Below are 13,082 nucleotides of genomic sequence, written 5' to 3'. Positions count from 1 at the left end.
CTGTTAATATCGAAGAGTTACACCTGCGCCAAAACCCATATCACTATCATAGTGAGTAGATAATGACAAATAATTCGTCCAGATGTACCGGAACCCGGCCATATATTCACGATCTGTATTTGCCATGAACTGGAAGCGTAATCTGCGGGTAATGGGAATATCTTCGCGGCTCAGTTGTAACCTTAGTTTACCATCAGTATCAATAGAGGCATCGGCAAGCAGTAACATAGGTAAGGTATATTCTACCCCGGCATGCAATACACCACGCTTATTGCGGGTATTGACCTGACCAAAGAGGTTCTTCTCCGGCTGCTTTTCCCTGCGATAACGGAAGTCCCAACCGATGTAAGGGAACAGCCATTGCATGCGACCTATATACCGTCCTAAATGGCTTTCTGTTTCATATCCATTCTCTGCATTCAGTCCTACTCTCCATTCTGTCTTGAAGCGATAACGGGTATTGGCAAATTGTAAGGTACCATCACTTCCATTGCTTTCCAATCCGATTTCTGCCATGGTATGAATCTGCCTGTCGTCAGCTTTTATTTTCCTGTATGCTTTTTCAGGATTGGGCAATTCAGGATTGGCAGGAGAATTTTCATAACTGAATACTCTTCCCATTCCACTCATCATATGATACAGGATATGGCAATGGAAGAACCAATCGCCACTTTCCGAAGCTGCAAATTCAATGGTATCTCTTTCCATCGGCATGATATCCAGTGTATGCTTGAGGGGGGAATATTCACCCTGCCCGTTCAGTACACGGAAGAAGTGACCATGCAGGTGCATAGGATGCCGCATCATGGTATTGTTGTACAGTATGATGCGAACGTTTTCTCCTTTTTTTATGAGGATTTTATCCGATTCTGAAACAGTTTTATTATTGATCGTCCATACATAGCGGTTCATATTTCCGGTGAGATCAAAGTGGAGCTCTTTTACCGGGCCCGCAGGCAGGGTTGTTTTTTCTGTAGCACGAAGCATGCTGTAGCTGAGGGTGACAAGATCATCATTGTTGCTCATATGCATATGATGCATGTGATCCATGTTCCCGGAAGACTTCTTTTTGCGATCCAGTTCAGGATACATTACAGTATTCATATCCATCTGCTGGGCGGACATCTCCATCCCCATATCATCCATATCCCCGTTCATCTTCATCATGCCATTCATCATCTTCATTCCTTCAAAATATCTTAAACGGGGCAGGCGATCTGCAGGCATAGCCATACCAGTACCCAGGAGCACAGAAGTACTATTTGTTCTGTCTTCCGAAGTGGCCAGGAACTCATACTGCATATCTTCAGGGATGGTTACGATTACATCGTATGTCTCCGCTACACCTACTATTAACCTGTCTACTTCAACCGGCTCTACATCTTTTCCATCATTTGCTACGACGGTGATCTTTCCACCTGAATAGGTGAGCCAGAAGTAAGTAGATGAGCTACCGTTTACAACCCGCAATTTTACCTTATCGCCCGCCTTGTATTGCGGCAGGGTATCTGTTATCTTTCCATTTGTAAGAAAATAATCGTAGTATACATCGCTCACATCCATTGCCAGCATGCGCTTCCACTCATTGGTTACTTTGGTACCGAATTTACCGGCTTTGATTGCTTCTCCATAACTCTGTACACTATTCTTCTTTACAGAAAACCAGTCAGACGCATTGTGCAGGTACCTGTTCACGGTGTTTGGGTTCATGTGGGTATAGTCACTCAGCAGCATCGTGTATTCAGGTTGGGGCTTTTCATTTTTCTTATGTATCACGATAGCACCATAAAGTCCACTTTGCTCCTGGAACATGGTATGTGAATGATACCAGTAAGTGCCGTTTTGAATAATGGGAAATTTATATTCATGTGTCTCTCCTGCTTTGATGGGTGCTGTAGTGAGATAAGAGACACCATCATACCTGTTAGGTAAAAGAATACCATGCCAGTGAATGGAGGTTTCCATTCCCATCTGGTTGTGCACATAGATGAGCGCGGTATCGCCTTCAGTAAATTCCAGGACGGGTCCGGGGCTTCCCCCATTGATGGTCATTTCATGGTGCATGTGACCATGGGCAATGTAAAGGTCATAACGCACGGTTCGCTGTGCGAATGCGGTAGTACCCAGCACTACCAGGATAAGTGTAGATAATAGATTCTTCACCTGATAAAGGTAAATCAGGAAAAGGTATAGAATTCCGGTAGAGTTGTATAAAATTTTTAGTTCTTACTGAAGGGTATCCTTATAAACGGAGATTCCCATTGTTCAAAGTCATGCTTATACATCTCGTCCACCTTGTACCAGCTGCCGGAAGGAGATTGTTCCGGTGCAGGCTCTACACGGCAGTGATGTTTGTATTCCAGTACGATCCCTGTCGAGACGGTACTTTTCTGTATCACTTTTGGTGCGGGTACCTGTGTGTCCGAAACTATAAAAGGCCCTCCTTTCTTTTTTGATTTTAATAATACTATCGACGCTGCGATAACTACAACCGGCAGAAGGCAAAGAAGTTCCTTCGTTAAGTTACTGTCCATAAAAAAGCTAAAGTATCCCTGTTTGCTGCAAAATAGCTACCTGCATGGCTGCCTTGTCCAAGGCCTGCAGGAAACGGTCATACTAAAATGGTTTTAAGAGAAAATCTGCTGCCCGGGCATTGAATGCTTCGATCGCATATTCGCTGTAAGCAGTCGTAAATACAACTACCATTATGCGGGGCAAGGATTTATAAAAGTCCAATCCTGATACATTTGGCATTCTGATATCGATGAACAAAACGTCTATAACATGTTCTTCCAGATACTTTAATGCGGCTGCCGTGCTTGTAAAAACTGCTCCAGGCTGATAAAATCTGTTTTATTACAATATGTTTCGATAACCTGCAGTGCAGGTGGTTCACGGATTGACCCCATGCTTAAAAGCATTTCCTGAAACCAGCGACTTCGTATACCTTGTAGTACAGCTGTTAGTATAACGATCGCAAACAGGAATACATAGTGCCTGATCTGCTCCGGGAAACTCCATCGTTAGGCATTGGTCCCATTCCATGTGCATCGGGCATTGGCGGTGGCCCAGGTGCATGTTGCCACTATATATACCCTGTGAGCAGGGAAGGCAACACACATATCATAGTGAATGCCAGCACGATACTGCTCAAATATAATACTTACTTCCGCTTAAAATACATGACCGGAATCAGGCAGGAATCATTAGATAGCTGATAAAAGACCAGCACCATGATTGAATTGCCGATCAGGTCCCTGAGATCAGGCCAGTAAAAGTAGCCTGTTTCCCCAGGTGGCCTGGGAGACAGTAAGAGGGGTACGAACAAAAACGCCCTACTCCAGATATGTGGTACCATGTATACTTGCGGTCCCCGGACATGAATGCTGATAGTTTTACTGCCTTCCTCCCGGAAGACAATTATTGATAGTATGCAATTTGGCAATTTTACCCTTCCGCTGGTAAGGAATGAGGTAAACAGTCACTTTTTATAGGTATAAAATCAAATTTCCGTATTTCTACGCAAGAAGTTCCGGAGAAATACTGACACACTTTTCACAGGAGGAATGTAACTTGCATGGAAACTAATCGAACATGGAAAAAAATTAAAGCAAGGGATTTGTTTGAATTTCAAGATTTAGTTTTAATTTCACTATACATTTACCTTTTTACCCCAAAAACGATAGATAAGTTATTATTGATAAAACCTGAAAGGTAAGTGATCACAACATTCATTATTTGGAAGAACCTGGATTTTACAACTGATTTATTTACCCCAAAACACAACTATTCAGTTATGAATCATCACTGAATTTAATCAAACTGTAGCGCGTCTGTGAACAGAGAATTCCCACATCTAAAGGGAATAATACAAAAACTGTACGTTAAAGACTCATTTCAAAGCCATCCGCAGGCATTAGCAAGCGGTAGCGATTATTATTTCCATTCCTGAAGTAAATCACAATTTGAGTCTATTAACCACCATACTTATCGCATATCATCCTGTATGATATCGTGGATGGTAATTCCATGTCGTTAATTTAATCAATTAGCAATGATTGATCGTGCACTACTGCTTTTGAAAGAAGAACTGGAATCGTACCTGAGCATTACTGATGCTGCAGCGACTGTTGTTATTGACAACATTGGTTTGTTTGAAACAGCTGCCGGTACACAACTTCCTGACAACATTGTACTGACCCTTGTCAACCTTGAGGAAGAAAGTACATTAAAGAATAATACACCCCTGAAAAAAGGCTACAGCAATGCTGTATACCAGAATCCACCGGTGTTCCTGAACCTGTATGTACTCTTTGTGTGCAACTACGGAGGCAGCAAATACATCGATGCGCTGAAACGCCTGAGTTATGTCATACAGTTTGTACAAGGAAAGAATTCATTTCACTATGCTTCTGATACCGGCAGTTTGCCTCCCGGCGAAGACATCCTGGATATGAAGTTTACCCTGGAACTTTATACCCTGACCTTCGAGCAGATCAACCATCTGTGGGGATCTCTGGGAGGCAGACAAATGCCGTTTGCCATGTACAAACTCCGCCTCATTGCACTCACGTCGAACAACAGACTGAGAGAAGTACCATTAATTGAAGAAATAGAAAATAATAACGCCCCCATAAACAGGTGATCCAACCATGCAAACTATATATAAGATATTGTTTGAGGTAAAGGTGCTGCATGAATACTATCTCACCAATCCCAAGGGTGATACAGTATTTGATCTTGACAATCAGGCTGACCGCCTGCTCTTTCTGGCTGACAGGCTGGATAAGGATGCAGTATCTGTCAATAACGATATTAGTTTTGAACCTTCCCCGGAACTCGTGAAACTGTTCAAAGATCATCGTCTGCGCCTGCTCACCTCCTACTCCGGTTGTAAAGTAGGCATTGAAGTCATCGCTTCCTACCTGCCCGACGGCACACGGGTATACACACCCAGCATACCGCTGCCGGCCGATTTGCCGATTACGCTGCTCATCAGGGTAAAGAATCCTGTCTTTCATACCATTACTAATTCACGTATTGTTACCCCCGTGCCTGCCACCTATTATTTTAGTAATGACAGTGTGCTCAGTGCACTCAATTTTCCTTCGCTCAGCAGCCGCATTGCTGACTTTACCGCCGGCTATGCATATGAGCAGGGAGAACTTGCGACGATTGCCCCCAACAGCGTCAAGGCATATTATTCCGATAATAATGCGGACAAGTGGTTGCCACTGCATGGCAATGACTACGTGAATGAGGGCGATCGTTGTTTGCTGCCATTGCGGTTTAACTTTACTTTTCCTGCTGGGGCCAATGTAACACAGGCTACTTTTACGCTGAAGGATGGCACTGGCACTGTACTCAATACATTTGTAACGCAAAATGCCGGCGGCTTACAAAAAGTAGCACTCAACTACAGCACCCTTTCCCTGGTTAATTATATTAAATATACGCTTGAAGTAGCCGGCGACAATGGTTATACCTGGATACGCCCTGTCATCTTCACTAATACCAATAGCTGGGCCACCCTGCAATTTAAACCCCGCGTTACCAATGCTGCATTCAACCTGCTGGATGATCAGGGTTACCTCATCACCCGCAAACCACCTGTAGGTAACATTAATGATCCTCCCGTATTCGAGCTGAGAATTCCAAGCAGGCTTACCTATTGGCGATATGTGCACGCAAACAGGTTGCCATTTGATCAGACCAATTACCCCGATGAATTATTGAATTACCAGAACGGATTACTCATCAGTAAAAGCCCCAGGAATTCCACTTATCAATCCACTTATTTTCAGAAACCGGATAATTCATTTTTCTTCCTGCCCAATCCGGAAGACTATGCATTACTCCGCAGTGAAAATAAACTGCTGTTTACCGAAATCATGCTACCTACATCCAAACTCTTCCCGGTAGCTCCTTAACCACATTCAATCTTTAAATTTTTATAAACAAGAACATATGGCAGAATATAAAACCCCGGGTGTCTATATAGAAGAGATTCCCAAATTGCCCCCTTCCATCGCTTCCGTAGAAACAGCTATTCCTGCCTTTATCGGCTATACGGAAAAGGCGCAGTGGAAAGTAGCCGGCGATCTCACCAACAAACCATGGCGCATAGCATCCATGCTGGAATATGAACTGTATTTCGGTGGTGCCAGACCTGATGCAGGGATCGAAGTCACCGTCGATGCCACGCAGGGTAAAGTGGACATTCAGGGCTCCATCAATGCAGAACTCCGCTCTAAATACCTGATGTACTATTCCCTGCAAATGTTCTTTATCAATGGCGGAGGGCCCTGCTACATCACCTCTGTAGGCGGCTATGCTGACGGGGATGTAATTCTCGATGCAGACCTGCAGGCAGGGCTTGCAGAAGTGGAAAAGATAGACGAGGTAACCTTGTTGCTCTTCCCCGATGCCATCAACCTGGCCAGTGCAGGTAACTACTATGCACTGTATTCCCAGGCCATTGCCCAGTGCGTAAAACTGAAAGATCGCTTTACCGTACTGGATGTATATGCTGATCCTGCGAATGCCGGCAACTGGCGGCTGGACGTAGATTTCCTGCGCAACACCCTTTCAGGTACTACAGATGACCTGAAATATGCAGCTGTCTATTTCCCACGGATTTATACCAGAACGGACTTTACCTACAATGAAGCGGATGTAAAGATCATCAGCAATGGTGCAGGCGAAATCGGGGCCACTCTCACTGAACTCAAATCCAATAACAACGCTTACTACAATATGGCACGTGGCGCTATCAACGATATACAGATGCTGCTGCCTGCTTCTGCTGCTGTAGTAGGTGTATATGCAACTGTCGATAACAACCGCGGTGTATGGAAAGCGCCTGCCAACGTGAATATCGAATACGCGGTAGCTCCTGAACTCCTCATCACACAGGAAGAGCAGGAAAGCCTGAACGTAGACACCACTGCCGGTAAGTCTATCAACGTGATCCGTTCATTCCCTGGCAGGGGTCCTGCTATCATCTGGGGTGCACGTACACTGGCAGGTAATGACAACGAATGGCGCTACATCCCTGTAAGAAGGTTCTTTAACATGGTAGAAGAATCTACCAAAAATGCCGCCCAGCAATTTGTATTCGAACCCAATGACCGTAATACCTGGATCAGGGTAAGGTCTATGATTGAGAACTACCTCACCCAACAATGGAAGGCCGGCGCACTGATGGGCACTACCACCCGCGAAGCCTTTTATGTAAGAATAGGACTGGGCGAAACCATGACAGAGCAGGACATCTGGGAAGGCCGTATGATAGTGGAAATAGGATTGGCGGTAGTAAGACCTGCCGAGTTTATCATACTCCGGTTCATGCATAAAATGCTGACGGAAGCGTAAAATTTAACCTTTCAAATGATTTGTTATGGACATACCGCAAAAACAACAATCCACCAACACCGATAAATGTAAGGACAAGGATAACGCCACCCAGAAGAGCATCAATACCCAACGCAGTATTGTATGCAGCAATCTCTATGACACCGCTGCTTCTCTGGGTAAAGCGGAAAAAAGATATGACGGTGCCAGCGAACTGCTGAATGAAAAAAAATGTCTCTTCGTTAAAACGGAAGACAACTACCGCCGCTATCGTAACCTGGAGATGAGCACTGCCACTGAGCTGCTCATCACCAACGAAACCATGAAGTCTAACATGGACACCTATAAGAAGTGGAATACCGCTTTGGGGGCGGCCCTGAAAGACATTGCCAAGAAAGCTAAAGAAGTAAAAACAAAGTTCGCCGACCTGAAAGATGCTGCCGGTAAACTGGACAGCGCCATCAATGACAGCTGCAACTGCTCCCAATACAAAGCTCTTACCGGTAAGAGTCGTGAGAATTGTAATTGCGGAGAAGGTGGCAAACAGGTGATCGCTGCCTGCGCACAATCAGAAGAGATCCTGAACGATCTCGTGAATATGCCTAAGGCACTGGCATCCGATATCGATACCATCTTCCAGAGTGCTGCCGATGTAGCAGGGATCCAGCTCTTCTCCAATCTGGAGACACTGGAACCGCTGGAGAAGACTTTGTCTGACCAGTCAAAACTATTTGAAGCACACATCAGCCAGGTGATGAAAACCAGGAAAACGGATCTGGACAAACTGCAGGACGATGTAGTGAAACAGGTACAGGAAGTAAGCAGGGCTATCGCCGATCGCCATTACCAGCGCAGCATACTGGAAGGCTATTATGATGCAGCAAGGCATTTGTGCTGCCCGCCATGCGACTGCGTACAGGTAGGCGAAAGCAACTATTCACCACGTCTGAAAGGATGCAGCGACATCATTTGCAACATCTGTGATGAAGTAAAAGATGCCTTCTGCTGTAAACCTGTCACACAGGAAGAAGAAGCTAATTGTTAAAAATTAAAACCCCGGAAATGTCTACTACCTATAACTACGACGCATTGGCATCTGGCTGGGACGCAAAGATTGCCAATTGCTGCAATACCAACACTACGACTGACGGCGGCTGTACTGATTGCTGCTACGACACCTGGCAGGATCAGCTGAAAGATGTAACACAACGCGCTGCATCTGTTACTGAAAAGACCACACAGCTACAAAATAAAATCGCTTTTATCTCCGACAGGCGTAGCCGTTATAAAACATGGCTGGATGAACTGGATAAGGCGGAAACACTGGCACGCAATATCTGTCATCAGCTGGAAATCATCGCTACCCAGGCAGACAAAATCTGGTACAATGCGAGCAAAGCCTGCAAAGCGATCGAAACCCTCTTCTGCATGATCAGGGATTTCTATGGCCAGGTAGACTTTATAAAGAAAAGATATGATGACCTGCAGATCTGCATCCAGAAGAATGACGATCCTGCCCTTGAAAAAGGCAAAGGCATTCTGAAAGCACTCGACGACTATGGTGCCCGGCTGAATATCATCATCGCTACCCGCGATGCCCTGATTGCACAGGCGATAGAAGCTGTCAAACTGGCTAACCTGATCATAGATGCGATTACCAGCAAAGACTGCACCTGCGACTTTAAGCCATGCGATGGCAATTATCAGCCATTCAAAACCCCGAATGATGGTAAGAACTATTATGGCCTGAAAACCATCATTACTACCTGGTACAATGTACTGGGTTGCGCCAGCGGTTGTCCTGGCGAAGGTAACACGCCTGCTGTTTCTACGACCGCACTCGTAAAGAAGAACTCCGGTCCTTCTACTGACGAAGACTGTGGTCCGGACAATGGAGACGATACCTGCGAACTGACTCCCATCCTCTCCTTCCCTATTTGTGCGGATAGTTACCGCACTACTGTGCAAGCCCTTTTTGACAAAGACGACAAATCCCTGGTGACCCTGTCTAAAAAGCTGAAAGAAGCCAATAAAGACAAGGAAGCACTGGATGCCTGCAAGAGTAGTCTCACCAATGCGATTGCAGTAGTAGATCCAAAATCAAGGTGTAATTAATCAAATTTTATCACGCTCAAAATTATAAATGCATATGGCAGCTAAAGGCGATTACCCAATTCCTAAATTCCATTTCCAGGTAGAATGGGGTACAGATTTCAGGATGGGATTTACCGAGGTAAGCGGTCTTGATTTCGAAACCGAAGTGATAGAATACCGCGAAGGTAACAGCAAAAGATATAATAAATCCAAACAGGCGGGTTTGCGCAAGTTCAGCAATGTAACGCTGAAACGCGGCACCTTTGAAGGGGATTTTGACTTCTACAATGAATGGTCCAAGACCTATTACTTCCAGGAAGGTAACAAGACGGGATCCAAATACCGCAGAACCGTTACCATCAAACTGCTTAACGAAAACCATGAAGCCATCATCACCTGGAAACTGCTCAATGCATGGCCTTCAAAAGTGAACTCTACCGACCTGAAAGCCGATGCCAATGAGGTGGCTATCGAAACGATGGAACTGGTACATGAAGGACTTGAAATCATGGAAGCTAACAACTAATCATGGCAGAAAATGTAGCAAATTCCTTTTACCAGACGGTGAACTTCCACTTCAGAGTGGAGTTCGTAACGGATACGGAAAACATTGACGTGCGCTTTCAGTCTGTAAGCGGACTAGATGCCACCCTGGATACCGAGACGGTAAAGGAAGGCGGTGAAAACCGTTTTGAGCACGTGATCCCGGTGAGAAGAAAGTACGGCCCCCTCGTATTGAAGAGGGGGCTCTTATCTCCCTCGCAAAGTGCAATGCTCACCAAATGGCTCAAGGAAGCCTTTGATGATGAAAAGGTGAAACCCCTTGCGCTGCTACAGGTGTCATTGCTGAATGAAGACCACCAGACACTCATGTTGTGGAAACTCAGCAATGTATGGCCGCGCAGCTGGAAGATAGGTGAGCTGAATGCTGAACGGGGAGAAGTACTGATCGAAACACTGGAACTTAACTATAACAGGTTAATATTCGAATAAGATGCCTATAGAGATCCGGGAACTGGTAATCAAGGCCACCATAACTGATGATGCTGCAGCCGGCAGCAGCGGTGCAGGTAAATCAGGTAGTGGCGATAACAACAATGTATCGCCAGGCGAAGAAATGATTAAAGATACCCTTGACAAGATCATGGATGCTATAAAAGACAGAAATGAACGATAACAATCATCTGGTAAAACTGAAGATCCATTCCTTTCCCAACCGTGACTATACGGGTGAGGAGACGGTATTTACCCTGCCGGTAAACCCGGAATCATTCACGAAAAACTACAAGGTAGACCTGGATGAAAGAAGGGGCCATGGCAATAATGGTACAGATGTACGCTTCAAATCTACTGCTCCTGAGGAGTTGCGGCTTGAATTCATTCTTGATGGTACCGGTACGATAGAAGGCTACCTCGATGCATTGAAAACGGTGCCAGTCACCCGGCAGCTGGAATTGTTCACACACTGCGTATACAACATGGACAGTAATATTCACCGTCCACGTTTCCTGTTGCTCATCTGGGGTACAGATATCAGGTTTCGATGCGTGCTCTCCAACCTGGACATCAACCACACGCTCTTTACACCCAAGGGTGATCCGCTGCGGGTAAAACTGAATGCCACCTTTCTGAACTATGTAGCCAGACAGGAAAGACAGGCCCGGGACAGAACAAGTTCTCCTGACCTGACACACTACCGCAAAGTAGTACAGGGCGACCGCCTGGACAACCTGACCAACACGATCTATAATGACCCTGCCTACCTGATGCAGGTAGCCAAGGTAAATGGCCTGAGTACCATCCGAAGTATCAAAGCAGGTACCGAGCTTTATTTTCCACCCTTTGACCAAACTGAAAAGTAATGGAAGAAATACTGATACCAAACGACTCACAGCATGATGTAGTCACGTTTACGCTACTCGTGGATGGTACGGCAGTATCTCCGGATTACCAGATCCTTTCCATTACTGTCACCAAAGAGATTAACCGCATTCCCATGGCCCGGATTATCCTGCGGGATGGGGAAGCACCCGATAAAACGTTTGCCATCAGTGATGAAGACCTGTTTATTCCAGGTAAAAGCATCGTGATCAGGATAGGAAGAGATGGCGATAACAAACAGATCTTCAAAGGTGTCATCACCCGCCATGCCATTAAAGTCAAAGAGAATGGCAATGGTGAATTGCAGATTGAATGCAGGGACGATGCCATGCATATGACGCTGGGCAGACATAGCCGTTACTTTGAACAGGTAAAGGACAGCGAGGTGTTCGACGACCTCATTGGGAAATATGCACTCAGCAGCGAAACACAGACTACTACCCTTACACATAAAGAACTGGTTCAACATCACCTGAGTGACTGGGACTTCATGCTGCTGCGCGCAGAAGCCAATGGCATGCTGGTAAATGTAGATGATGGAAAAGTGATTATTAAAAAACCGGATACAAGCGCCGCCCCCGTACTGCAGGTGAGCTATGGCTCTTCCGTATTGGAATTCGAAGCAGACATCGATGCCCGCAGACAATGGAAGAACGTAGCGGCGCGCTCCTGGGACTATAGTAACCAGCAATTATTCCAGGCAGATACGGATAGTGTATCCTACGCCGAACATGGTAACCTGAGCGGCCAGGATCTCTCTGCTGCTATGAAACAATTGCCTTTTGAACTCCATCATAGCGGGCACCGCCTGGAGCAGGAATTACAGGACTGGGTAAATGGCACCATGCTGAAAAGCCGTATGAGCAAGATCAGGGGCCGTGCCCGCTTCAGTGGTTTTGCCACAATCAAACCCGGTGATATGGTAAAACTGGACGGCGTAGGCAACCGCTTTAAAGGCAATGCATTTGTTACGGCTGTGAGACAGGAACTGGGCAAAGGCATGTGGGATACGCATATCCAATTTGGCCTCGACCCTACCCCTTACGCTTTTATCCATCACGATATGAACGATGCTCCTGCTGCTGGTTTGGCTGGTGGGATCAGCGGTTTGCAAATAGGTGTAGTCGTACAACTGGAAAATGATCCTGATGGGCAGGACAGGATCCTGGTACGCATACCTGTTATAGACAACGACGCACAGGGGATCTGGACACGGGTAGCCAGTCTGGACGCCGGTAAGGACAGAGGCGCTTTCTTTCGGCCTGAAATAGGCGATGAAGTGATTGTAGGCTTTATCAATGATGATCCCCGCGATGCAGTGGTGCTGGGCATGCTGCACAGCAGTGCGAAGCCCGCTCCCATCAAAGCGCAGGATGTAAATAATGAAAAAGGATTTACCACCCGCAGTAAAATGCACATCTCATTCAACGATGATACCAAAACCATCAGCATCGATACGCCAGCCGGCAATAAGATTGTACTGGATGAAGCCGGCCAGCAAATCACTATTACAGATCAGAACAGCAACAAGGTAACCATGGACGCAAAGGGTGTGAGCATGGAAAGCCCGATGGACATCAAGCTGAAAGCCGGTGCCAACCTGAGCCTGGAAGCAGCAGCTTCGCTGACTATCAAAGCAAACTCCCTCTCTATGCAGGCCAATGCAGATGCTTCACTCTCCGGTGGTGCAAGTACTAAACTGACATCGAGTGGTATCACAGAAATAACTGGATCATTAGTCAAAATAAACTGAT

13 protein-coding genes and 1 pseudogene are annotated in these 13,082 nt (G+C 45.9%); 11 read left to right on the top strand and 3 right to left on the bottom strand.

Annotated features, from left to right (window positions below; all coding sequences use genetic code 11):
* Window positions 1–3: 3 nt before the first annotated feature.
* The 3 genes and pseudogenes from DXN04_RS25975 to DXN04_RS25965 all read right to left on the bottom strand — a co-directional run.
* On the bottom strand, window positions 4–2,163 hold the full coding sequence (locus DXN04_RS25975; RefSeq protein ID WP_199415137.1) for a multicopper oxidase domain-containing protein: 2,160 nt from the start codon (window positions 2,161–2,163) through the stop codon (window positions 4–6).
* A 56-nt stretch (window positions 2,164–2,219) separates the two neighbouring features.
* The gene (locus tag DXN04_RS25970; protein WP_116856318.1) at window positions 2,220–2,534 is read right to left on the bottom strand and encodes a hypothetical protein; all 315 of its coding nucleotides are present in this window, start codon (window positions 2,532–2,534) and stop codon (window positions 2,220–2,222) included.
* An 82-nt stretch (window positions 2,535–2,616) separates the two neighbouring features.
* A pseudogene (locus DXN04_RS25965) lies at window positions 2,617–2,817 on the bottom strand (LytR/AlgR family response regulator transcription factor); the annotation flags it as partial.
* A gap of 176 nt (window positions 2,818–2,993) precedes the next feature.
* Between DXN04_RS25965 and DXN04_RS34625 the strand changes: the two are divergent.
* From DXN04_RS34625 to vgrG, 11 genes are all read left to right on the top strand, one after another.
* Window positions 2,994–3,218 (top strand): hypothetical protein, encoded by a 225-nt coding sequence (locus DXN04_RS34625; protein ID WP_147320064.1) that lies wholly within the window; start codon window positions 2,994–2,996, stop codon window positions 3,216–3,218.
* 836 nt (window positions 3,219–4,054) lie between these two features.
* Complete coding sequence (locus tag DXN04_RS25955; RefSeq protein ID WP_116856315.1) at window positions 4,055–4,645, top strand: DUF4255 domain-containing protein; 591 nt, start codon at window positions 4,055–4,057, stop codon at window positions 4,643–4,645.
* A gap of 7 nt (window positions 4,646–4,652) precedes the next feature.
* Window positions 4,653–5,930, top strand: a complete 1,278-nt coding sequence (locus tag DXN04_RS25950) for a hypothetical protein (protein ID WP_116856314.1) — start codon at window positions 4,653–4,655, stop codon at window positions 5,928–5,930.
* Window positions 5,931–5,967: 37 nt separating this feature from the next.
* Window positions 5,968–7,374, top strand: coding sequence for a phage tail sheath family protein (locus tag DXN04_RS25945; RefSeq protein WP_116856313.1), 1,407 nt, complete (start codon window positions 5,968–5,970; stop codon window positions 7,372–7,374).
* A 25-nt stretch (window positions 7,375–7,399) separates the two neighbouring features.
* Window positions 7,400–8,398, top strand: a complete 999-nt coding sequence (locus DXN04_RS25940) for a hypothetical protein (protein ID WP_116856312.1) — start codon at window positions 7,400–7,402, stop codon at window positions 8,396–8,398.
* Between the two features lie 17 nt (window positions 8,399–8,415).
* Window positions 8,416–9,468, top strand: coding sequence for a hypothetical protein (locus DXN04_RS25935; protein ID WP_116856311.1), 1,053 nt, complete (start codon window positions 8,416–8,418; stop codon window positions 9,466–9,468).
* Window positions 9,469–9,502: 34 nt separating this feature from the next.
* Window positions 9,503–9,973: a phage tail protein gene (locus DXN04_RS25930; RefSeq protein WP_116856310.1), complete on the top strand. Its 471-nt coding sequence runs from the start codon at window positions 9,503–9,505 to the stop codon at window positions 9,971–9,973.
* A 2-nt stretch (window positions 9,974–9,975) separates the two neighbouring features.
* The gene (locus DXN04_RS25925) at window positions 9,976–10,440 is read left to right on the top strand and encodes a phage tail protein (RefSeq protein ID WP_116856309.1); all 465 of its coding nucleotides are present in this window, start codon (window positions 9,976–9,978) and stop codon (window positions 10,438–10,440) included.
* Between the two features lies 1 nt (window position 10,441).
* Window positions 10,442–10,624: a DUF5908 family protein gene (locus DXN04_RS25920; RefSeq protein ID WP_116856308.1), complete on the top strand. Its 183-nt coding sequence runs from the start codon at window positions 10,442–10,444 to the stop codon at window positions 10,622–10,624.
* Complete coding sequence (locus tag DXN04_RS25915) at window positions 10,614–11,309, top strand: CIS tube protein (RefSeq protein WP_116856307.1); 696 nt, start codon at window positions 10,614–10,616, stop codon at window positions 11,307–11,309. The genes DXN04_RS25920 and DXN04_RS25915 overlap by 11 nt, the downstream gene beginning before the upstream one ends.
* On the top strand, window positions 11,309–13,081 hold the full coding sequence (gene vgrG, locus DXN04_RS25910; RefSeq protein ID WP_116856306.1) for a type VI secretion system tip protein VgrG: 1,773 nt from the start codon (window positions 11,309–11,311) through the stop codon (window positions 13,079–13,081). The genes DXN04_RS25915 and vgrG overlap by 1 nt, the downstream gene beginning before the upstream one ends.
* The last annotated feature ends 1 nt before the right edge of the window (window position 13,082 follow it).

This window comes from Chitinophaga silvisoli, assembly GCF_003412465.1.
Taxonomy (GTDB): Bacteria; Bacteroidota; Bacteroidia; order Chitinophagales; family Chitinophagaceae; genus Chitinophaga; species Chitinophaga silvisoli.
This window is presented reverse-complemented; position numbering and strand designations above follow the sequence as displayed.

Coding starts and splice junctions, on each gene's coding strand:
- vgrG (WP_116856306.1), top strand. CDS start 11,309: ATGGAAGAAATACTGATACCAAACGACTCACAGCATGATGTAGTCACG.
- DXN04_RS25920 (WP_116856308.1), top strand. CDS start 10,442: ATGCCTATAGAGATCCGGGAACTGGTAATCAAGGCCACCATAACTGAT.
- DXN04_RS25940 (WP_116856312.1), top strand. CDS start 7,400: ATGGACATACCGCAAAAACAACAATCCACCAACACCGATAAATGTAAG.
- DXN04_RS25925 (WP_116856309.1), top strand. CDS start 9,976: ATGGCAGAAAATGTAGCAAATTCCTTTTACCAGACGGTGAACTTCCAC.
- DXN04_RS25945 (WP_116856313.1), top strand. CDS start 5,968: ATGGCAGAATATAAAACCCCGGGTGTCTATATAGAAGAGATTCCCAAA.
- DXN04_RS25930 (WP_116856310.1), top strand. CDS start 9,503: ATGGCAGCTAAAGGCGATTACCCAATTCCTAAATTCCATTTCCAGGTA.
- DXN04_RS25970 (WP_116856318.1), bottom strand. CDS start 2,534: ATGGACAGTAACTTAACGAAGGAACTTCTTTGCCTTCTGCCGGTTGTA.
- DXN04_RS25955 (WP_116856315.1), top strand. CDS start 4,055: ATGATTGATCGTGCACTACTGCTTTTGAAAGAAGAACTGGAATCGTAC.
- DXN04_RS25950 (WP_116856314.1), top strand. CDS start 4,653: ATGCAAACTATATATAAGATATTGTTTGAGGTAAAGGTGCTGCATGAA.
- DXN04_RS25915 (WP_116856307.1), top strand. CDS start 10,614: ATGAACGATAACAATCATCTGGTAAAACTGAAGATCCATTCCTTTCCC.
- DXN04_RS25935 (WP_116856311.1), top strand. CDS start 8,416: ATGTCTACTACCTATAACTACGACGCATTGGCATCTGGCTGGGACGCA.